Annotated in this window: 15 protein-coding genes; 11 read left to right on the forward strand and 4 right to left on the reverse strand. The window is 69.7% G+C overall.

Annotated elements, in window-relative coordinates; translation table 11 throughout:
• The first annotated feature begins 28 nt into the window (after nucleotides 1-28).
• The 10 genes from bla (at nucleotide 29) to pilH (ending at nucleotide 10,858) form a co-directional block, all read left to right on the forward strand.
• On the forward strand, nucleotides 29-922 hold the full coding sequence (bla, locus tag ICG51_RS01635) for a subclass B3 metallo-beta-lactamase (protein WP_190282306.1): 894 nt from the start codon (nucleotides 29-31) through the stop codon (nucleotides 920-922).
• On the forward strand, nucleotides 919-2,145 hold the full coding sequence (locus tag ICG51_RS01640) for a cupin domain-containing protein (protein WP_190281253.1): 1,227 nt from the start codon (nucleotides 919-921) through the stop codon (nucleotides 2,143-2,145). Before bla ends, ICG51_RS01640 begins: the two co-directional genes overlap by 4 nt.
• Nucleotides 2,142-2,639 carry a hypothetical protein gene (locus tag ICG51_RS01645; RefSeq protein WP_190281254.1) on the forward strand — a complete coding sequence of 166 codons (498 nt, stop codon included), beginning with the start codon at nucleotides 2,142-2,144 and terminating at the stop codon, nucleotides 2,637-2,639. The genes ICG51_RS01640 and ICG51_RS01645 overlap by 4 nt, the downstream gene beginning before the upstream one ends.
• A 161-nt stretch (nucleotides 2,640-2,800) precedes the next feature.
• The gene (locus ICG51_RS01650; protein WP_190281255.1) at nucleotides 2,801-5,635 is read left to right on the forward strand and encodes a 2-oxoglutarate dehydrogenase E1 component; all 2,835 of its coding nucleotides are present in this window, start codon (nucleotides 2,801-2,803) and stop codon (nucleotides 5,633-5,635) included.
• Between the two features lie 30 nt (nucleotides 5,636-5,665).
• Nucleotides 5,666-6,856, forward strand: a complete 1,191-nt coding sequence (sucB, locus tag ICG51_RS01655; protein WP_190281256.1) for a dihydrolipoyllysine-residue succinyltransferase — start codon at nucleotides 5,666-5,668, stop codon at nucleotides 6,854-6,856.
• Between the two features lie 95 nt (nucleotides 6,857-6,951).
• Entirely contained in the window at nucleotides 6,952-8,382 is a 1,431-nt protein-coding gene (gene lpdA / locus ICG51_RS01660; RefSeq protein WP_190281257.1) for a dihydrolipoyl dehydrogenase, read from the forward strand.
• 74 nt (nucleotides 8,383-8,456) lie between these two features.
• Nucleotides 8,457-8,810 (forward strand): DUF3147 family protein, encoded by a 354-nt coding sequence (locus ICG51_RS01665; RefSeq protein ID WP_190281258.1) that lies wholly within the window; start codon nucleotides 8,457-8,459, stop codon nucleotides 8,808-8,810.
• Nucleotides 8,807-9,418: a TIGR00730 family Rossman fold protein gene (locus tag ICG51_RS01670; protein ID WP_190281259.1), complete on the forward strand. Its 612-nt coding sequence runs from the start codon at nucleotides 8,807-8,809 to the stop codon at nucleotides 9,416-9,418. The genes ICG51_RS01665 and ICG51_RS01670 overlap by 4 nt, the downstream gene beginning before the upstream one ends.
• Nucleotides 9,415-10,419: a YhdH/YhfP family quinone oxidoreductase gene (locus ICG51_RS01675; RefSeq protein ID WP_190281260.1), complete on the forward strand. Its 1,005-nt coding sequence runs from the start codon at nucleotides 9,415-9,417 to the stop codon at nucleotides 10,417-10,419. The genes ICG51_RS01670 and ICG51_RS01675 overlap by 4 nt, the downstream gene beginning before the upstream one ends.
• Nucleotides 10,420-10,477: 58 nt before the next feature.
• Nucleotides 10,478-10,858 (forward strand): twitching motility response regulator PilH, encoded by a 381-nt coding sequence (pilH, locus tag ICG51_RS01680; protein ID WP_190281261.1) that lies wholly within the window; start codon nucleotides 10,478-10,480, stop codon nucleotides 10,856-10,858.
• A gap of 103 nt (nucleotides 10,859-10,961) precedes the next feature.
• Here pilH and ICG51_RS01685 read toward each other — a convergent pair whose 3' ends face one another.
• Nucleotides 10,962-11,867 carry a DnaJ C-terminal domain-containing protein gene (locus tag ICG51_RS01685; RefSeq protein ID WP_190281262.1) on the reverse strand — a complete coding sequence of 302 codons (906 nt, stop codon included), beginning with the start codon at nucleotides 11,865-11,867 and terminating at the stop codon, nucleotides 10,962-10,964.
• A gap of 103 nt (nucleotides 11,868-11,970) precedes the next feature.
• Between ICG51_RS01685 and ICG51_RS01690 the strand changes: the two genes are divergently transcribed.
• Nucleotides 11,971-12,453, forward strand: a complete 483-nt coding sequence (locus tag ICG51_RS01690; RefSeq protein ID WP_190281263.1) for a peroxiredoxin — start codon at nucleotides 11,971-11,973, stop codon at nucleotides 12,451-12,453.
• Nucleotides 12,454-12,480: 27 nt separating this feature from the next.
• Here the strand turns inward: ICG51_RS01690 and pbpC are convergent, their stop codons facing one another.
• The 3 genes from pbpC to ICG51_RS01705 form a co-directional block, all read right to left on the reverse strand.
• Entirely contained in the window at nucleotides 12,481-14,886 is a 2,406-nt protein-coding gene (gene pbpC, locus ICG51_RS01695) for a penicillin-binding protein 1C (RefSeq protein WP_190281264.1), read from the reverse strand.
• 29 nt (nucleotides 14,887-14,915) lie between these two features.
• Nucleotides 14,916-19,859, reverse strand: a complete 4,944-nt coding sequence (locus ICG51_RS01700) for an alpha-2-macroglobulin (RefSeq protein WP_190281265.1) — start codon at nucleotides 19,857-19,859, stop codon at nucleotides 14,916-14,918.
• A gap of 100 nt (nucleotides 19,860-19,959) precedes the next feature.
• On the reverse strand, nucleotides 19,960-21,063 hold the full coding sequence (locus ICG51_RS01705) for an HDOD domain-containing protein (protein ID WP_190281266.1): 1,104 nt from the start codon (nucleotides 21,061-21,063) through the stop codon (nucleotides 19,960-19,962).
• Nucleotides 21,064-21,099 lie beyond the last annotated feature (36 nt).

The raw sequence follows: 21,099 nt of genomic DNA on the forward strand, positions 1-21,099 counted from the left end.
CGGCCGCCAAGGAGTCCTCGTGGCGGCCATGCTGGCGCTGGCGGCCTGCGCCTCGCGGACCGCACCGTCGCTGGACCGCGCGGCCCCCGGCGCAACGCATGAAGACGGCGTGCCGGCCTGCCCGGCCGACGCCAGCCCGATGGACGGCTGGAACGACCGCGCGCCGCCGCGCAGGATCTTCGGCAACACCTACTACGTCGGCACCTGCGGCATCGCGGCCATCCTGGTGGTGGGCGATGCCGGCGCGATCCTGATCGACGGCGCAACCGACCGCGCACCCGCCGCCATCCTCGCCAACATCCGCGCGCTCGGCTTCGCCCCCCGCGACATCAGGCGGCTGCTCAACACCCACGAGCACATGGACCATGCCGGCGGACTGGCTGGCCTGCAGCGCGCCACTGGCGCCCCCGTGCTGGCCCGTGCCCCCGCGGTCGCCACCCTGCGCAGCGGCAAGCCAGGCCAGGACGACCCGCAGCTGGGCGAGCTGGCCGGCTTTCCGGCCGTGGCGGACGTGCGCACATTGAGCGAAGCCGAAACCGTCCGGATTGGCGACCTCGTGCTGCAATCGCATGCAACCCCCGGCCACGCTCCCGGTGGCACCAGCTGGACCTGGCGGTCCTGCGAGGGCCCACGCTGCCTCGACATCGCCTACGTCGACAGTCACACCGCGCTGACCGACGGCCACTACCGCTTCGCCGACCACCCCGGCTACGTGGCCGCGTTCGAACGCAGCCTCGACACCGTCGCTGGCCTGCCCTGCGACCTGCTCCTCACCCCGCACCCGGCCGCCAGCAACCTGCTGGCGCGGCTACATGGCGAGGCGCCGCTGGTCGATGCCGGCGCCTGCAAGGCCTTCTCCGCGAATGCGCGCACCAATCTCCGCGTGCGCCTGGCCAACGAACGCAAGGAACCGTCGCGATGACCGACGCACGCCCCACGGCGACACCTCCCATCGAGATCGACGCCGCCGCCGGGCCGGCCCCGCTGGGCATGCCGCCGGCGACGTTCCTGCGCGACTACTGGCAGAAGCGCCCGCTGCTGGTCCGCAACGCCTTCCCCGGCTATGCGTCCCCGATCGAACCCGAAGACCTCGCTGGCCTTGCCTGCGAGGACGGCGTGCTGGCGCGACTGATCGAGCACGACAAGGCCAGCGATGGCTGGAAGGTGCGCCACGGGCCGTTCGCCGAGGACGATTTCCCCGGCCTGCCCGACCATGACTGGACCCTGCTGGTGCAGGACGTGGACAAGTGGGACGCCGACATCCGCACCCTGCTCGCCCATTTCGATTTCCTGCCGCGCTGGCGGATCGACGACGTGATGGTGAGCTTCGCCGCCACCGGCGGATCGGTAGGCGCGCACGTGGACCAGTACGACGTGTTCCTGCTGCAGGCGCACGGCCAGCGGCGCTGGCAGATCGATGCCAGCGCCCACCCGTCGCTGGATTTCCGCAACGACGTGGACATCAAGCTCCTGCGCGAATTTCACCCGACCCACGACTGGGTGCTGCAACCCGGCGACATGCTCTACCTGCCGCCGGGTGTGCCGCACCACGGGGTGGCGGAAAGCCCCTGCCTGACCTTCTCCGTGGGCATGCGCGCGCCCGCCGCAGCCGAACTGCTGGGCGACTACGCCGACACGCTGGCCGCCGACGCGCCGGACGAACTGCGCTACGCCGATCCGGACCTGGCCCTGCCGGGCGACGCCGGCGAGATCGACGATGCGGCCATGCAGCGGGTGGAAGCCGCCCTGCACCAGCTGCGGATGGACGATCCCGACCGCTTCGGCGACTGGTTCGGCAGCTTCATCACCACCTACCGCAGCGCGGTGCTGCCTGCCGCCGAGGAACATCCGCTGCCGCGCGCCGCGATGGAACAGGCGCTGGCCGGCGGCGCGCAGCTGTGGCGGCACCCCTGGTCGCGCATGGCCTGGCGCCGCGCCCGCCAAGGGGGCGACGCGGACCCGGGCCGGCTGTATGCAGGCGGCACCGCCTATCCGCTTGGCTTGGACGACGCCCGCCGGGTGGCCGCCGCGGACAGCATCGACCACACGCTGTACGCTGGGCTGGGCGAGTCGGGACGGGCGGCGGTGGTCGCCCTGCTGGCCGCCGGCCACTACCGGCTGGAACAGGAGGAGGACGAAGCATGAACGGCGACCCCAGCAGCGAACCGGTCCGCATCACCGACCATCCGGCGGCCATCGAGGCCGCCACCCGCATCGCCGCGGACGCACGGCGCAGCCTGTGGATCCGCAGCCTCGACCTTGAAGGCTGGCTGTTCGACCACCCCGACTTCCTGGCCGCGCTGCGCGGCTTCGCCACCTCCGGCCGCGACGTGCAGGTACTGGTGCTGCTGCACGATGCCGCCGCCCCGCAAGCCGCCCACGCCAAGCTGCTGGCGCTGGCCCAGCGTCTGCCCAGCGTGTTCCAGTTCCGTCAGGTGGACGATCCCGTCTACCGCGAGGAGCGCGTGGCGCTGGTTGCCAATGACGCCGGCGGCTACTACGTCCGCACCCAGGGCGACCGCGTGGAAGGCATCGCCGCGTTCGATGCGCGCGCGCGGGTGCGCCAGCTGCAGCAGCGTTTCGAGGAAATCTGGGAGCGTTCCCGCCCGGTAACCGAATATCGCGCCCTCGGGATATGAAATCGCCGCGTTCTTGACTTTGGTCGCATGCGCCCGCGACACCCCAGCGGCTATAATTCCGACTCTTTGCTTGCGCGCATTCAGAATTTGTCCCGCCCGGTCTGGCGCCAGTACCGGCGCGGGCGCACCCCCCACCCCACCGATAGGTTGCTAGCCACACCGTGGACAGTCTCCTCAAGCAGTTCGCTCAAACCTCCCAGCTCGGCGCCAACGGCGCGTTCATCGAAGACCTCTACGAGCAGTATCTGGTCGCGCCCGACAGCGTCGACCCCAAATGGAAGCAGTATTTCGATGGCCTGAAGGGCCGCGAGGCCGGGGATATCCCGCACTCCGCGGTGATCGACCAGATCGCCGAGGCCGGCCGCCAGGCCGCGCGCGGGGTGGTTCCCGCCAACAGCGGTAGCGGCGACGAGCGCGAGCGCCACGTCGGCCGCCTGATCACCGCCTACCGTTCGCGCGGCCACCTGGGTGCGCACACCGACCCGCTGGGGCTGACCCCGCCGGTCAACCCGCCGGACCTGGACCTCGCCTTCCACAAGCTGTCCGGCAGCGACCTCGACACCGAATTCAGCACCGGCGGCGTCGGCGGTGAGCCGCGGATGAAGCTGCGCGACCTGTACGCGCGCCTGCGCGCGACCTATGCCGGCAGCATCGGCGCCGAGTTCATGCACATCACCGACGCCGACCAGCGCCGCTGGATCTACGAGCGCCTGGAGAAGGCGGCCGGCAACTACGGCCGCAGCAAGGAAGACAAGCAGCGCATCCTCGAGCGGCTGACCGCCGCGGAAGGCCTGGAACGCTACCTGCACACCAAGTACGTCGGCCAGAAGCGCTTCTCGCTGGAAGGCGGCGACTCACTGATCCCGCTGCTGGACGTGACGATCCGTCGCGCCGGCCAGGCCGGGGTCAAGGACGTGGTGCTGGGCATGGCCCACCGCGGCCGCCTGAACGTGCTGGTCAACACCCTCGGCAAGCCGCCGCGCAAGCTGTTCGACGAGTTCGAAGGCAAGTTCGAGCACACCCGTCAGGGCGACCACGCCCATACCGGCGACGTGAAGTACCACATGGGCTACAGCGCCGACGTCGCCACCCCCGGCGGCCCGGTCCATCTGGCCCTGGCGTTCAATCCCTCGCACCTGGAGATCGTCGACCCGGTGGTCGCCGGCAGCGTGCGTTCGCGCCAGCATCGCCGCGGCGATGCCGAGCGCAAGCAGGTCATGCCGGTGCTGATCCATGGCGACGCGGCGTTCGCCGGCCAGGGCGTGGTGATGGAACTGCTGCAGATGTCGCAGGCCCGCGGCTTCCGCGTTGGCGGCACCCTGCACGTGGTGGTCAACAACCAGGTCGGCTTCACCACCAGCGCTGCCGAAGACGCGCGTTCCACCCTGTACTGCACCGACGTGGCCAAGATGGTCGGCGCGCCGGTGCTGCACGTGAACGGCGACGACCCGGAGGCCGTGGCGTTCGTGGCCGAGATGGCGTTCGATTTCCGCCAGACCTTCGGCAAGGACGTGGTCATCGACCTGGTCTGCTACCGCCGCCACGGCCACAACGAGGCCGACGAACCTGCTGCCACTCAGCCGGTGATGTACAAGAAGATCCGCGCGATGAAGACCACGCGCGAGCTGTACGCCGACAAGCTGATGGCCGAAGGCACGCTGTCCGCGGCCGATGCGCAGGCGCTGGTCGATGCCTGCCGCGACCGCCTTGATGCCGGCGAGGTCACCACCGACGTGGTGCCGGCCGAGGCCAACGCACTGACCGTCGACTGGTCGCCGTACCTGGCCGGCAAGCTGTCCGACCCGGTGGACACCAAGGTGCCCCGCAAGGCGCTGGACAAGCTGGCATCGCAGATCAACACCATCCCGGACGCGGTGAAGCTGCATCCGCGCGTGGCCAAGATCTACGAGGACCGCCGCAAGATGGCCGCAGGCGAACAGCCGGCCGACTGGGGATTTGCCGAGAACCTGGCCTACGCCACCCTGCTGCAGGACGGCTACCGCCTGCGTCTGGTCGGCCAGGACTGCGGTCGCGGCACCTTCTTCCATCGCCACGCGATCCTGCACGACCAGAACACCGACGCCTACCACCTGCCGCTGCGCGAGCTGGTGCAGAACCCGGAAGACGTCACCATCATCGACTCGCTGCTCAGCGAGGAAGCGGTGATGGCGTTCGAATACGGCTACGCCACCGCCGATCCGATGACCCTGGACATCTGGGAAGCGCAGTTCGGCGATTTCGCCAACGGCGCGCAGGTCGTGATCGACCAGTTCCTGGCCGCCGGCGAAGCCAAGTGGGACCGCCTGTGCGGGCTCGCGCTGTACCTGCCGCACGGCTATGAAGGCCAGGGACCCGAGCACAGCTCGGCGCGCCTGGAGCGCTTCCTGCAGCTGTGCGCGCTGGACAACATGGTGGTCTGCACGCCGACCACCCCGGCGCAGGATTTCCACATGATCCGCCGCCAGATGCGCCAGAGCACCCGCAAGCCGCTGGTGGTGATGACGCCGAAGTCGCTGCTGCGCCACAAGCTGGCGGTGTCGAGCCTGGACGAACTGGCCAACGGCGAGTTCCAGCGCCTGATCCCCGATACCACCGCCACCGCGAAGAAGGTCAAGCGGGTGGTGGTGTGCGCCGGCAAGGTCTATTACGACCTGCTGGAAGAAGCGCAGAAGAAGGAGATCAAGGACGTGGCGCTGGTCCGCGTGGAGCAGCTGTACCCATTCCCGCGCCCGGAGCTCGTCGCCGAGCTGAAGCGCTTCGGCTCCGCCACCGACGTGGTCTGGTGCCAGGAAGAGCCGCAGAACCAGGGTGCCTGGTACCAGATCCAGCACCACCTGCGCGCCTGCCTGCAGCCCAAGCAGGTGCTGGGCTACGCCGGCCGCCTGCGCTCGCCCTCGCCCGCGGCCGGCCACATGGCCGAGCACGTGGCCGAACTCAACAAGCTGCTTGCCGACGCACTGGTCAACCCGGTGGGCAACGACAGCGACGCCGACTAATTCCCCTCCGAATTCCGACAGGACGCCCTCATGGCCATTGAAGTCAAAGTCCCGGTTCTCCCCGAATCCGTTTCCGACGCCACCATCGCCAGCTGGCACAAGAAGGCCGGTGACGCGGTCAAGCGCGATGAAAACCTGCTCGACCTCGAAACCGACAAGGTGGTGCTGGAAGTGCCCTCCCCGGTCGACGGCGTGCTGAAGGAGATCAAGTTCGACGCCGGCGCCACCGTGACCAGCCAGCAGGTGATCGCCGTGATCGAGGAAGGCGCCGTCGCCGCAGCCGCGCCGGCCGCCCCTGCCGCGGAAGCGCCGAAGGCCGCCGCGCCCGCCGCTGCCGCCCCGGCCAAGGCCGCGGCACCGGCCGCCGCCTCCGCCGACGTGCCGCCGGGCGCGCGCTTCGCCGCCGCCACCAGCGGCGTCAACCCGGCCGAGGTGGCCGGCACCGGCCGCCGCGGCATGGTCACCAAGGAAGACATCGTCAACTACGCCAGCGGCAAGACCGCCGGCGTGGCCGGCGGCGCGCGCCCGGAAGAGCGCGTGCCGATGACCCGCATGCGCGCCCGCATCGCCGAGCGCCTGATGCAGTCCAAGAACTCCATCGCCATGCTGACCTCGTTCAACGAGGTCAACCTCTCCAAGGTCATGGAGATGCGCAAGGAGCTGCAGGATGACTTCGTCAAGGCGCACGGCATCAAGCTCGGCTTCATGAGCTTCTTCGCCAAGGCCGCCGCGAACGCGCTGCAGAAGTACCCGGTCATCAACGCCTCGGTCGATGGCAATGACGTCATCTACCACGGCTACGCCGACATCAGCATCGCCGTGTCCACCGACAAGGGCCTGGTCACGCCGGTGCTGCGCAACGTCGAACGGATGGGCTTCGCCGAGATCGAACAGGGCATCGCCGACTACGCCAAGAAGGCGCGTGACGGCAAGCTGGGCCTGGACGACCTGCAGGGCGGCACCTTCACCATCACCAACGGCGGCACCTTCGGCTCGCTGATGTCCACCCCGATCGTGAACCCGCCGCAGAGCGCCATCCTCGGTATGCACGCGATCAAGGAGCGCGCCATCGTCGAGAACGGCCAGGTGATCGCCGCGCCGATGATGTACATCGCGCTGAGCTACGACCACCGCATCATCGACGGCAAGGACGCGGTGCTGTTCCTGGTCGACATCAAGAACCAGCTCGAGAACCCGCACCGCATGCTGCTGGGCATGTGATTCCGGCGACGGGAACCGGCAACGGTTCCCGTCCTGTTTCGGGGCACCGCAGGTTCGGATCCTGCCCCCCCGCTACCAAGTTCAGGAATGAAGCAATGAGCGAACAACAGCAATTCGACGTCGTCGTCATCGGTGCCGGTCCCGCCGGCTACCACGCCGCCATCCGCGCCGCGCAGCTGGGCCTGAAGACCGCCTGCATCGACGCCGCGCTGGGCAAGGACGGCAAGCCGGCGCTGGGCGGCACCTGCCTGCGCGTGGGCTGCATCCCGTCCAAGGCGCTGCTGGATTCCAGCCGCCAGTTCTGGAACATGGGCCACCTGTTCGACCAGCACGGCATCAGCTTCGAGTCGCCTTCGATCGACGTGAAGAAGATGGTCGCCCGCAAGGACGGCATCGTGAAGCAGTTCACCGGCGGCATCGCCGCGCTGTTCAAGGCGAACAAGATCACCGCGTTCTACGGCTTCGGCCAGCTGCAGCCGGGCAACGTGGTGACGGTCAAGCAGCACGACGGCAGCGAAGTCGCGCTGAAGGCCACCAACGTCATCCTCGCCGCCGGTTCCGATTCCATCGAGCTGCCGTTCGCCAAGTTCGGCGAGCACATCATCGACAACGTCGGCGCGCTGGACCTCGAGAAGGTGCCGAAGCGCCTCGGCGTGATCGGCGCCGGCGTGATCGGTCTGGAACTGGGCAGCGTGTGGAAGCGCCTGGGCGCCGAGGTCACCATCCTCGAAGGCCTGCCGAACTTCCTCGCCGCCGCCGATGCGGAAGTGGCGAAGGTCGCGGCGCGCGAATTCAAGAAGCAGGGCCTGGACATCAAGCTGGGCTGCAAGTGCACCGCCACCGAGGTCAAGAAGGACGGCGTCCATATCAGCTACACCGACGACAAGGGCGCGGCCCAGGAACTGGTGGTCGACAAGCTGCTGGTGGCCGTGGGCCGCCGCGCCGCCACCAAGGGCCTGCTGGCCGATGGCACCGGCGTGCAGGTCAACGAGCGCGGCCAGATCGTGGTCGACGAGCACTGCCACACCGGCGTCGACGGCGTGTGGGCGGTCGGCGACTGCGTGCGCGGCCCGATGCTGGCGCACAAGGGCTTCGAAGAAGGGATCGCGGTGGCGGAACTTATTGCCGGCCTGCCGGGCCACGTCAACTTCGACACGATTCCGTGGGTGATCTACACCGAGCCGGAAATCGCCTGGGTCGGCAAGACCGAGGAGCAGCTGAAGGCCGAAGGCGTCCCCTACAAGGCCGGCAGCTTCCCGTTCGCAGCGGTCGGCCGCGCGGTGGCGATGGCCGAGCCGGCGGGCTTCGTGAAGGTACTGGCGCATGCCGAGACCGACACCATCCTGGGCATGCACCTGGTCGGCGCCAACGTGTCGGAACTGGTCCACGAGGGCGTGCTGGCGATGGAGTTCAAGGGCAGTGCCGATGACTTGGCGCGCATCTGCCACGCCCACCCGTCGCTGAGCGAGGCCGTGCACGACGCCGCGATGGCGGTGCACAAGCGGGCGATCCACAAGGCCAACTGATACGCGGCTCTGCATCGCATGGAAACGGCGCCAAGGTGGCGCCGTTTTCGTATGCGCCGCGCGATAATCGCCTGATGAACGCGCAATTCCTGCTGAAACTCGCAATCACCGTGGTGCTGGTGTTGACCGCCTCCGCGCTGTCCAGGCGCCCCGGCGTGCTCGGCGCACTGGTGGCGGCACTGCCGGTGACATCGCTGCTGGCGCTCGGCTGGTTGCAGGTCGAAACCGGCGACAGCCAGCGCGTGGCCATGATGTCGATGGACATCTTCTGGTTCGTGCTGGGTGGCCTGCTGTTCTTCCCGGTGCTCAGCCTTTGCCTGAAAGCCGGCTGGCAGCCTTGGCTGTGCTTCGTCGCAGCGGGGATCGCGGGCTTCGCCGGCATGAACGGCGTGCAATACCTCCTTACCCAATTCAGGGCTCCGGCATGAAAACCCTCTGCGTCTATTGCGGCTCCAATGCCGGCAGCGACCCTGCCTATGCCGCGCTGGCCCGCGACCTCGGAACCCGCCTCGCGCGCGACGGCATCGCGCTGGTGTACGGCGGCGGCAACGTCGGCCTCATGGGCATCGTGGCCGATGCGGTGCTTGCCGGCGGCGGCGAAGTCATCGGAGTGATCCCGCAGCAGCTGGTCGACTGGGAGGTCGCCCACAAGGGCGTCACCCGCCTCGAAGTCGTAGATTCCATGCACACCCGCAAGGCGCGGATGTTCGAACTGGCCGACGGCTTCGTCGCCCTGCCCGGCGGCTTCGGCACCCTCGACGAGATGTTCGAGATGCTGACCTGGCGCCAGCTGGGGCTGGGCCGCAAGCCCTGCGCCTTCCTCGGCGTGAACGGCTTCTGGGAGCCGCTGATGGCGATGCTGGACACGATGGTACGCGAGCGCTTCCTGCATCCCGAGCAGCGCGCCGACATGTGGCATGGGACCGACATCGAGGCCCTCCTGGAATGGATGCGCGGCTACGTGCCGGCGCAGGCCGACAAGTGGCTGGACGAGAAGCGTCGCAGCCAGCTCAAGCTCACCACGGAGGATGTATGACCATCCCGGCGACGTTCCGCGCCTTCCGCATCCACAGCGACGCCGCCGGCTACCGCAGCGGCATCGAGACCATATCGCTGGGTGATCTCAATCCCGGCGAGGTGGTGGTCAAGGCCGCGTACTCCTCGGTCAACTACAAGGACGCGCTGGCCGGCACCGGCAAGGGCAAGATCCTGCGCAGCTTCCCGCTGGTCGGGGGGATAGATGTGGCCGGCCACGTGGTGGCATCCACCGACCCCGCGTTCCGCGAGGGTGACGCCGTGCTGGTCACCGGCAGCGGGCTGTCGGAAACCCGCGACGGCGGCTATTCGGAGTACGCGCGGCTGGATGCACGCTGGGTCATCCCGCTGCCTGCCGGGCTGAGCCTACGCGAAGCGATGATCCTCGGCACCGCCGGTTTCACTGCGGCGCTCGGCCTGCTGCGGATGACCGAGAACCGGCAGACGCCCGCGCTGGGCCCGCTGGCCGTGACCGGTGCGACCGGCGGCGTGGGTTCACTGGCGGTCGCGATCTACAGCCAAGCCGGTTACCAGGTCCATGCGATCAGCGGCAAGCCGGAACATGCGGTCTACTTGAAGGCGCTGGGGGCCTCCGAGGTGCTGGGCCGCGACGCACTGTCGACCACCAAGCCAATGGACAGCGCCCGCTTCGGTGGCGGCCTGGACAATGTCGGCGGGCCAATGCTTGCGGCGCTGCTGGCGCAGACCGCCCCCTATGGCAACGTCGCCAGCTGCGGACTGGCCGCTTCGCCCGAACTGCACGCCACCGTGATGCCCTTCATCATCCGCGGCGTCTCGCTGCTGGGCGTGGCCTCGGCCGGCACCGCCCGCGACATCCGCGACGAGGTCTGGCGCCGCCTGGCCGGCGACTGGAAGCCGGACAACCTGGAGGCGATCTGCACCCGCGAAGCCAGCCTGGACGAGCTGCCGCAGGTATTCGACGGGATGCTTGCCGGCGGCGCGCTGGGGCGCACGCTGGTGCGCATCCAGCCTGTCATCTGACCGCGCTTGCAGGCCGCTGGCCTGCGGCTACAATCGACCCGCATACCCGGGGATTCACATGGCACGCATCCTGATTGTCGACGATTCGCCCTCCCAGCTGATGAGCATCCGACGCATCGTCGAGAAACTCGGCCACGATGCGCTCACCGCCGAGGACGGCGCCGCCGGCGTGGAAGCGGCCAAGCGCGAACTGCCCGACCTGATCCTGATGGACGTGGTGATGCCGAACCTCAACGGCTTCCAGGCCACCCGTTCGATCAGCCGCGAAGCCACCACCAAGCACATCCCGGTCATTCTGGTCACCACCAAGGACCAGGACACCGACCGCGTCTGGGGCATGCGCCAGGGCGCCAAGGCCTACATCACCAAGCCGTTCAGCGAGTCCGAACTGGCCGACGTCATCAACCAGTACATCGCCACCGGTCCCAGCGCCGCGTAAGGCGTTCTTTGTAGGAGCGCACCGCAGGGGCGCGATGCTCTTGGCGGGATCCTGCGAAAGCGTTCGCGCCCCTGCGGTGCGCTCCTACAAAAATGGGGCAGCGTCAGCCGCGCCGCCAGTCGTCACCGAACGCGTCGCGCATCTTCGCGTAGGCCTTCCGCTGGGCGTCGTTGTGCGCCTTCGGCGCGAGGATTTCCAGCTCCACGATCTGGTCGCCGGCCGCCGCACCCGTGGTGCCCGGCAGCCCGCGTCCGCGCAGCCGCAGCTTGCGTCCGGATTCGGAATCGGCCGGAATCTTCAGCTCCACCGGGCCGCCCAGGGTGGGCACGCTGAGGGTGGCGCCCAGCGCCGCTTCCCACGGGGCCACCGGCAGCACGTGGATCACGTTGCGACCATCCACCTCGAACTGCGGATCGGCGGCGTATTCGACTTCCAGCAGCAGGTCCCGGCCGCCGTTGCCCTGCCGGGCCAGGCGGATGACCTGGCCCGGACGCACGCCCTTGGGCACGCGGACGTCCAGAGTCTTGCCGGCCACGCCGATGCGCACGCTGCTGCCGTTGTAGACGGCATTCAGCGGCACCGCCAGTTTGGCGCGGGTGTCGCCGGCCGGCTGGCCGCCGCGGGCGCCGCCGTTGCCGCGCCCGCGCTGACCGAACAGGTTCTCGAAGAAGTCGGAGAAGCCGCCGCCCGCGCCGCCACCGGCGAAGATCTCGTCGAAGTCGAAGTCCGGCTGGCCACCCTGGCCACGTCCGAAACCGCCGGGCGGCGGACGGATCTCGTCGCCGGGGCGGTAGCCGCCTGCGCGCAGCTGGTCGTAGGCCGCGCGCTTCTGCGGGTCGCGCAGCGCCTCGTAAGCCTCATTGACCGCCTTGAACTTCTCCTCGGCGCCCTTTTCCTTGCTGACGTCGGGATGGTATTTGCGCGCCAGCCGCCGATAGGCGGTTTTGATCTCGGCCTCGCCCGCGCTGGGCTCGACCCCGAGGATCCCGTAGTAGTCCTTGAATTCCATCGATGCTCCCTGCCGCGGCCTGCGTACGGGGGATTATCCCACCGCGCATCGCAACCGCAGCCACAGGCCTTAGACTGTATTCCCGTCGAAGTGAGGTCCGGTCATGTCGATTCAAGTCGGCCAGCACGTTCCCGCGGCGATCCTGCAGTACATCGACAACGGTGTGCACCGGATCGATACCCACAGCCTGTTCGGTGGGCGCAAGCTGGTGCTGTTTTCGGTGCCGGGCGCGTTCACGCCCACCTGTTCCGAACGCCACCTGCCCGGCTTCATCCAGCATTTCGATGCGTTCCGAGCGAAAGGCATCGAGGTCGCCTGCATGGCGGTAAACGATGCCTTCGTGATGCAGGCGTGGGGCAGGAGCCAAGGCGTACCGCAGGGCATGAAGATGCTCGCCGACGGCAATGCCGACTTCACCCGCGCGCTCGGGCTGGAACTGGACGCCAGCGGCTACGGCATGGGCGTGCGCAGCAAGCGCTTCGCGCTGTATGCCGAAAACGAGATCGTGCGCGGCCTGTGGGTGGAAGCGCCGGGTGAATTCCGGGTGTCGTCGGCGGAAAACGTGCTGGCGAACCTGCCCGGCTGATTGCAGCGCCCGCCCGGGCACCACGCCTCAACGGGGCGGCAGGATCGCAAAACGCAGGCTGTCCCAGGCACCGCTGTCGGCCAGCGCGGTGAGTTCGTGCCGGCCCGGCTCCGCGAACTCCCGAAGCAGCGGGCGCGCACCTTTGGTTTCGCCGATCCAGCGCCCATCCAGCAACCACTGCACCCGGGTGCTGGCGCCCAGCGCACGCAGCGAGAGCCGCACCCCGCGCGCACTGCCCGGCGCCGCGGCAAGCGCCGCGCCATCGTTGAGTCCTTCGATGCGCAGGGTTTCCAGCGCACCGCGGCCATCGTCGGCGCAGTCCGTGGCCAGCGGCGGCAGGCTCGCCGCCGCCCGCCATGCTGACGGCAGCCACGGCATCGCCAGCGCCGGCCAGCGTGCGATCTGCCTCTCCTGCGCGGCATGCGGCAAGCGGCAGTCGGCCGACAACCGGCGTCCGCTGCCGGCGTCCACTTCGAAGCGTTCGATGCCGGCGCTCCACAACCGCGCCTGACGCTCCGGCAGGGTCGGCGGCACCATCCCGTCCAGCGTCCAGGCCTCGCGCCGGTGCTGGCACAGCGCCTCCGGCTGCGCGGCGGCGGCAGTGCCCAGCGGCCAGCAGATCCCGGTTTCCGCCACGCTGGCCGGCATCGGCACGCGCCGTGCGTCGCCTGGCGCGCGCGGCAGGCTGTCGATCACTTCGAACAGCAGCGGCAGTGCGGTAACCGCGCCGTACTGGCCGGGCAGCGGCGTGCCGTCCGGCCGCCCCACCCAGACACCCACGCTGTAACGCGGGGTGGCACCGATCGCCCAGGCGTCGCGGAAGCCGTAGCTGGTGCCGGTCTTCCACGCCACCTGTGGCCGCCGGTCCGTGTCGAACATGCCCTCGGCCTCGCCGGGACGCGGATTGGCGGCGAGGATCTCGCGCACGATCCAGGCCGCGCCGGGCGACAGCAGGCGGCGCTCGAGCTTCGGCGCATCGCCGGTGTAGCGCACACGCCCGGCGATGCCGCCACGCTGCAGGGCGGCAAAGGCGCCAACCAGGTCTTCCAGCCGCGCGCCGGTGCCGCCGAGGATCATCGACAGGTTCGGCGCCGCCCCGCGCGGAAAACGCAGCGCGATGCCCGCATGCTCCAGCCGCGCAGCGAAGCGCGCCGGGCCCACCCGGTCCAGCAGGTCCACCGCCGGCACGTTGAGCGACAGCCGCAGCGCCTCGGCGACGCTGACCGGGCCGTTGAAGGCGGTATCGAAATTGGACGGCCGGTAGCCGTCGAAGGACTGCGGCGCATCGACCAGCAGGCTTTCCGAATGCACGAGCCCATCGTCCAGCGCCATCCCGTACAGGAACGGCTTGAGCGTCGAACCGGGCGAGCGCCAGGCCTGCACCATGTCGACATGCCCCAGCCGCGCCTTGTCGGCAAACGCCACCGAACCGACGTAAGCGCGAGCCTCCAGGCTGGCGTTGTCGACCACCAGCAGCGCCGCCGAGGTCCGCGGCGGCAGGCCAGAGAAGTACGCGGCGACCCGCTCCTCCAGCGCACGCTGCAGCGCCGGCTCCAGGGTGGACACGATGCGGCGGGCATCCGGCTGCGCGGCATGCAGGCGCTGCGCCAGCAGTGCGGCATCCATCGGCGTGCGCAGGCGCCGCGACACCACGTTCTCGATGCGCGCATCGTCCACCTGCGCGCGTGTCCACACGCCGCGCGCGGCCATCCGCGCCAGCAGCTTGTCGCGCGCCGCCTGCGCGGCATCCGGGTAGCGGTCCGGCCGCAGCCGGCTGGGCGCCTGCGGCAGCACCGCCAGCAGCGCCGCTTCGGCATGCGACAGCTTTGATGCCGGCTTGCCCAGATAGGCCCAGCTGGCGGCTTCCACGCCCTCGATGGTGCCGCCGAACGGCGCGCGCTCCAGGTACAGGGTGAGGATCCCGCGCTTGGACAGGTGCGCTTCCAGCTGCAGCGCGCGCAGCAGCTGCCGCAGCTTGCCGGCGGCGCTGCGGGTGCGCGCGCCGTGCAGGCCCGGATCGATGATCCGCGCCACCTGCATGGTCAGGGTGGAGCCGCCGGAGACGATGCGGCGGTTGCCCAGCACCTGCGCGCCGGCGCGCAGCATCGCCACCGGGTTGACGCCGGGATGGCGCCAGAACCAGCGGTCCTCGTAGCCCAGCAACGCCTGCACGTACAGCGGCGACACCTGCTCCGGCGTGGCCGGATAGCGCCAGACGCCGCCGGCATCGGCAAACGCGCGCAGCGGGCTGCCGTCGCGGGCGGTCACCACGGTCGCGGCGTCACGGCGGCTGGGCAGCGGCAGCGGGAAGGCGACGTCGAGCAACAGCAAGCCGACCAGCAGGGCCACCGTGCCCCAACGCAGCCAGGGCAGCAGCGCGCGCAGGGCACCGCGGAGCCGGCGGATCCGCTGACCGGGAAGTGCGTGCGTCACGCCTTACGCCCCGCCGCGCGCGCCCCGCCTCACGGCTGCACCACCGTGATCCGCTCCGGCACGGCTCTGCCCACGCCGCGCAGGTCCGGACGGTACATGTCCTCCACCAGCGGCGGCGGCACTGTGTAGTTGCCGGGGGTGACCGCGCGCACGAGGTAGAACACCTTGGCGGTGCTGCCCGCGTCCAGCTTGAGCGCCGCCACGTAACGGTCGTCGCGGAACTCCTCGTGGCGCAGGTTGGCGCTGTCCCCACGCTCGCCGATGCCGATGCCGTCCACCACCACCTCGGCCCATTGCTTGGCGTCACCCAGGTTGAAGTTCTCGATCTCCAGCCCCGCCGGCAGCAGGTCGGTCAGCAGCGCGTCGGGCATGTCGCGGTCGGCGGTGACGGCAACCCGCACGATCAGCGCCTCGCCTTCCTTCAACGCTCGCGGCGCCCACGGCTTGCCGTCGGTGCCGAACAGCGCCCGCTCGACCTTGATCACGCTGGCATCCGGCGCAGGCGCGGCGCGCGGCACGCCGGCCACCTCGAGGCTGGCGTAGAACGGCGGCTCGCCGGCCGGCAGGAAGCGCAGGCCCTTGGCCAGGGTGGCGTAATCGACGTCGCGGGCAAAGCTGCGCGCCTTGGCGATGGCTTCCTCGGTGCCGCCGCTGGCCAGCTTGCCGGCCACTTCCTTCTTCACGTCCATCAGCAGCGCCTTGCCCAGCCGCGCCAGCGCGATCTGTTCCTGCGTGCTCAGCCAGAACCACGACGATGCGCGGCGGCGCGCGTCCAGTTCGCGGCTAACCTCGATCACCTTGGCGTCAAAGGCCGGGGCGGCGTAACCGCGCTCGTGGGTCATCGCGATCATCAGCGCCAAGTCGCGCAGCGGCGTGCCGTAGTCACCCAGCCAGTCGTGGCGGTCGCCCTCGAAGGCGAAACCGGCGGCAATCGCCTTGCCGCCGCGCACCTTGTCGCCCTGCATCGACAGCGCCAGCCCGAGGTGCACCAGCGGCAGCCCCTTCAGCGCCTGCTTGCGGTCGTTGTCGTACAGCGCCCGCAGCGTTCCCAGCGGCGCGCGGTTGACCCGCGCCAGCACATAGCCGGCATGCGCCTGGTAGGCGAACTTGAGGTACTGCCGGTGGCTGCGCCCGTAGAACTCGTTGCCACCGGACAGCAGGTCCTCGCTGAGCCGCTGCAGCGCCTTCTGCAGCACCGCCTCGGGCACCACGAAGCCGGCCTGGCGCGCGTCCAGCAGGAACTCGGCGATGTACGGCGTCAGCAGCGGATCGACGTTGTCATCATCACCCCACATCGAGAAATGGCCGTTGCCCGCCTGCATCGACGCCAGCCGGCCGAACGCGCCCTCCATCCGCGCGCGCCGCTTGCCGGCGTCCAGCCCGGCCACGCCGAAGCGCCGGGCGGTTTCCGCATCCAGCGCCAGCGCCGCGTAACCCTTGCTGGTGGTCTGCTCGGCACAGCCATAGGGATAGTCCAGCGCGCCCTTCAGCGCGGCGCCGAACGGGATCGGCGGCAGCGCGCTGACCAGCATGCGCGCACGCACCGAACCCGGCAGCAGCCCCTCGGCAAGGCCGGCATCCATCGACGCCGCTTCGCCCGCGCCCAGCACCTGCGTGCGCGAGCGCAGCACCTGCGGCCACGCTGCACGCACCGGCAGGTCGTACTTGCGGTCCACCTTGAAGCCGTTGCCGTCCACCCGCACCCGCACCTGCGCCATGCCGTAGCCTTCCTGCGCGGTGAGCGGGAAACTCAGCGTAGACTTGGCCTCGCTGCCCAGCGTGAGCGTGCGACTGGCCTCACCGATCGCGGCAGGCCCGATCCCGTCCAGCTTCACCTTGAACGCGCCGGCCTTGCCGGTGAAGTTGGTGATGTCCAGGCTGACCATGCCGCGATCACCCGGCGCCATCGCCCGCGGCATGCTGGCCTCGGCCACGATCGGCGCGCGCACCACCACTTCGGCATCACGATTGCCGTACTGCGCATCGGCATAGACCAGCGCCGACACCCGCAGGGTGCCGTTGAAATCCGGCACCGGCAGCGACACGCGCGCGGTGCCCCTGGCGTCCAGCTTCACCGGCCCGGAGAACAGGTCCACCGTCTGCACCCGCGCGGTCGGCCGCCGCGCCTGCGGCAGCGCGGCCAGCGCCATGTCGCCACCGAAGCGCAGCTTGGCGATACCACCGTCGAAACTCTCGATGACCCGGCCATAGATGTCGTACGCGTCCACGCCCAGGCGGCGCTGGGCGAAGAAGTGCGCGCCGGCATCCGGCACCGGGAAGCGGGTGATGTTGAGGATGCCGACATCCACTGCCGACACCGTGGCATAGGCCGTCTTGCCGGCCAGCTGCGGCGCGCTCAGCGTGACCTGCAGCGGCTGCTGCGGGCGCACCTGTTTCTTCACCGCCAGGCCCACGGCGACGCGGCGGTCACGCCGATCCATCGGCACGAACGCCTCGCCCACCGCCCGCGCGGGGGTGATCTTGCTGGCCGCGCTGCCGCCACGGAACACCAGCGCGGTCACGTACACGTCGTGGCGCTCCCAGTCCTGCGTCACCGGGATTTCCACCACGGTGCCCGGCTTCACGTCCACCGACTGCACGAACAGCATGCGGTCGCTTTCCACCATCACCAAGCCCTTGCCGGCATGCGGCGGCGTCAGGGTGACCTTCAGCTTGTCGCCGGCGCGATAGGCGGTCTTGTCCAGCGCCAGCTTGACCTTGTCGGGGCGCGCGTCCAGTCCGCGGTTCTCGTCGCCCCAGCCCCAGCCGGCGCGGAACGGATAGCGCATGGTCAGCCTGGTCGCCGGATCGAACACCTCCAGCCGGTAGTCGCCCCACTCCACCGGAAAGTCGATGCGCGCCGCGGTGGCGCCGGCGTCGATGCTGCGCGTCTCCACGGTCTGGAAGCGACGGGTGAAATCGTGGCGCCAGCCGCTGTCCTCGTCGTGGCTCCAGTGGTAGTCGCGGAGTTCGCGCACCAGCGACACCTTCAGCCCGGCGGCCGGCCGCGGGCGGCCGTCGCTGCCGTAGCGCATCAGCTCGAACCCGGCGCTCGCATTGGCATTGGCGCCGTCCCCGTCGTCGAACAGCGGGCGCACGCCGACCAGAGCATCGGCCGGCCACAGCGTGCGCACGAGGCTGCGGTTGACGCTGCGGCCGCCGGACTCGAACAGACTGCCCGACACGATGGCCTGCACCGGCGTGGTGCCCTTCACTTCCTCGGGCAGGGGAATGTCCCTGCGCAGCTCGCCTTTCGCATCCAGCTCGGCATCGATGGCGTCCACGGCGTCCTTCGGCAGCGCCACGGTGGGATCGCCGAAGAACCAGCCCTTCAGATTCTCCAGCGGGTGCTGGTCCACCCGCACCGTCAGCTTGGCGGTGAAGCGGTTGCCCGCGGCCGGCGCGCCGTACAGGTAGGCACCCTTGGCATGCAGCGCCAGCGGCCGGCCGTGGCGCAGGATCGGCGCCGCGCTGCCCAGGTCCAGCTTCATCCGCTCCGGCAGGAACTCCTCGATGCGCAGGCTCATGCCCTGCACCGCCTCCTTGCTGGCCGGATCCGTGCGGAACTCCACCTGCCAGCGGCCGGTGGGCGCTTCTGCAGGAATTGCTTTCTCGAAGCGGAAATAGCCCTGCGCACCGGGCTCGATTTTCGACTCGACGAAGGTCCTGCCATCCGGCTGCTTCAGGCGGACGAACAGGGATTGCGACTTGCCGCCCTTTGCCTGCACCGGCCGGCCGTCGAAGTCGCGCAGCAGCGCGGAGACGCGCACGGTTTCACCCGGCCGGTAGAGGTCGCGGCCCGACCAGGCGAACACGTCGAACCAGGCCTGCTCGCGCCCGGCCACCGCGAACTCGGACAGGTCCAGCGCCGGCTGGTTGAACGGCAGCATCGACATGTCCTTGCCGCGCAGCGCGGTGAGCACATGACCCGCGTCCAGCCGGTAGTCGAGCAGCGCGTTGCCGTTGCCGTCGGTACTGCCCTTGAACACCGGCTGGCCGCGCGCGTCCAGCACCCGCAGCTCGATGTTGGCAAGGCTGTCGCCGCTGGCCAGCGAGGCGGTGTGCACGAACAGCTTATCCTTGTAGGCACGTGCGTGCAGGCCGATGTCGCTGACGCTGAAGAAGGCAACCTCGAACTCGCCCCGGAAGCTGCCCGTCTTCTTCATCACCGCGAAGTACAGGCCGGGTTTCTGCAGTTCGGCGATGTCCTGCAGCGGCAGGTAGGTCAGCACGCGCTCGTTGCGTTCGCCACCCAGCACGAAGCGGTTGACATAGACCGGTTCTGCCATCTTGCCGATCGGCGCGCGGCTGTCCGCGTCGTCCGGGTCGTACCAGGACGGGTCCAGCTCCCAGCTGCCGCGGCGACCACCACGCTGGTAGTCGGCGAAGAACTTCGGCAGCGCGTCATCGCGCACGCGCAGGAACTCGACGTCGACCTCGTCCACGTTCACCGACACCACCGGCAGCCCACGCGATTCCTTCGCCGGGATCACGCTTCCCTGCGAAGCGAAACCCACCGCGGGTTCCAGTTCGCCGGTGAACACCTTCAGCTCCAGGTCCTTGCCGAGCTTGCTGCCGTCGGCGGCGGTCAGCGCGGCGGAAATCCGCAGCGTGTAGTGCTTGTTGGCTTCGACATAGGGAAAGCGCAGGGTCCTGCCGTCGTCCGACAGCGCCCAGCCGCTCTGGCCATCGCCCTTGGCGTCGATGACCAGCAGCTTGTCGAAGTCCTGGGTGCCGACCAGCGGGCGCGAGAACTCCACCGCCACCGCCAGCCCATCCGGTCGCTGGTCCGGCCAGGCGCGCGCCACCGCGAAGCCGGTGATCTTCGCGCGCTCGGCCTTGATCGCCTCACCGCTGGGAGGCGGCAGCTGGCCGCCCGGATCGCGCTTGCAGCCGGCGATCCCCGTCGCCAGCAGGGCCAGCAGCAACAGCCCCAGCAGGCGCCCGGGCGCAAAAGTCCGTGCACGCGTCATCGCGATGTCCATTCCGTGGGATCGCGCCGAGTATAGGGCGCCGGCATGGCCCCGCACGCTGGCCGGCGGGATGCGAAACGCCCGCCGTGAGGGGCGCGGTTCAGACCAGCAGGCGCGACCACATGCCGGCGAAATCCGCGTAGACCCGACGGTGTTGCGCCCATGCCTCCAGCATCGCCAGGCCTTCGTCGCGACTGAATTTCCCCTGCCGGGCCAGCATCGCCAGCGCCGCGGCAAGCCGGCCCGCACGCAGTGCGCGCCCCAGCGGGTCTGCCGGCATCGCATCCAGGCGCTGCGCCTCGAGCGCGGTGCCGATCCGCTCGGAGAGCTCCCACGACACTGCGATGCGGTGCGCCATCGGCGCCGACTGTTCGTCGAGGACGCGGGCTACCGTGCGCGGATCCGGCGACAGGTGCGGGTGCAGCGCATAGTTGTCGCGCAGTACCTGCGCCACCATGATCGCCCCCAGCCCGTGCAGCAGCCCGACCATCTGCGCGGCGAACGCGTCCTCTTCCCCGCGGCCGCCGCGGATCATCCCGGAAGCGACATCCGCGGCCAGCTGGGTGTGTTCCCAGATCACCCCCGGCAACCGGCCGAACGGGCCATCACCGGTCTGCATGACCGGCTGCACCAGCGCCGCGGCGATGACCGGACGCAGCCCGTCGAGCCCAAGCAGGGTCGCGGCCCGCATCAGGCTTTCCACCGGCTTCTCCTGGATCCGGTAGAACGGGCTGTTGGCGATGCGCAGCAGGTTGACCGACAGCGCCGGGTCTTCGCTGACGATGCGCGCGATGTGCTCCAGCGACACGTCGGGATCGTTGATCGCCCGCATCAGTTTGGGCAGCAGGTAGGGCCGGCGCGGCATGTGCCGGGCCTGGAACTGCGTCCGCGACAGCAGGTTGGCGCAGGCCGCGGCAATCGCCGCATGCGCGGCGGCGGCATCGGCCGGCGGTGCGGACGCCGCGCCCCTGGCATCCACCGCCAGCGCGTACAGCTCACGCACCAGCGCACGCCCGCGCGGAATACCGGGATCAGCGGTTTCATCCACCTCGGCCGGCGCCCAGTCCTCGTCGGTGTCCTGCACATCCGCCGGGTCGATTGCCGTGCGCGCGTCAGCCGCGTCGGCGCGCTGGTACCACCAAGCGCCGATCCCGGCCAACACGGCCACCGCGCCCGCTACCGCCATCCATACAAGAGCATCCATCCGCGACTCCGCCGAGCGTGTATCCCGTCCTGCATC

It is taken from the genome of Thermomonas sp. XSG (genome assembly GCF_014678725.1).
Lineage (GTDB): Bacteria > Pseudomonadota > Gammaproteobacteria > Xanthomonadales > Xanthomonadaceae > Thermomonas.

Coding starts and splice junctions, on each gene's coding strand:
- lpdA (WP_190281257.1), top strand. CDS start 6,952: ATGAGCGAACAACAGCAATTCGACGTCGTCGTCATCGGTGCCGGTCCC.
- sucB (WP_190281256.1), top strand. CDS start 5,666: ATGGCCATTGAAGTCAAAGTCCCGGTTCTCCCCGAATCCGTTTCCGAC.
- pilH (WP_190281261.1), top strand. CDS start 10,478: ATGGCACGCATCCTGATTGTCGACGATTCGCCCTCCCAGCTGATGAGC.
- ICG51_RS01685 (WP_190281262.1), bottom strand. CDS start 11,867: ATGGAATTCAAGGACTACTACGGGATCCTCGGGGTCGAGCCCAGCGCG.
- ICG51_RS01700 (WP_190281265.1), bottom strand. CDS start 19,859: ATGACGCGTGCACGGACTTTTGCGCCCGGGCGCCTGCTGGGGCTGTTG.
- ICG51_RS01645 (WP_190281254.1), top strand. CDS start 2,142: ATGAACGGCGACCCCAGCAGCGAACCGGTCCGCATCACCGACCATCCG.
- ICG51_RS01665 (WP_190281258.1), top strand. CDS start 8,457: ATGAACGCGCAATTCCTGCTGAAACTCGCAATCACCGTGGTGCTGGTG.
- ICG51_RS01705 (WP_190281266.1), bottom strand. CDS start 21,063: ATGGATGCTCTTGTATGGATGGCGGTAGCGGGCGCGGTGGCCGTGTTG.
- ICG51_RS01670 (WP_190281259.1), top strand. CDS start 8,807: ATGAAAACCCTCTGCGTCTATTGCGGCTCCAATGCCGGCAGCGACCCT.
- ICG51_RS01690 (WP_190281263.1), top strand. CDS start 11,971: ATGTCGATTCAAGTCGGCCAGCACGTTCCCGCGGCGATCCTGCAGTAC.
- bla (WP_190282306.1), top strand. CDS start 29: ATGCTGGCGCTGGCGGCCTGCGCCTCGCGGACCGCACCGTCGCTGGAC.
- ICG51_RS01640 (WP_190281253.1), top strand. CDS start 919: ATGACCGACGCACGCCCCACGGCGACACCTCCCATCGAGATCGACGCC.
- ICG51_RS01675 (WP_190281260.1), top strand. CDS start 9,415: ATGACCATCCCGGCGACGTTCCGCGCCTTCCGCATCCACAGCGACGCC.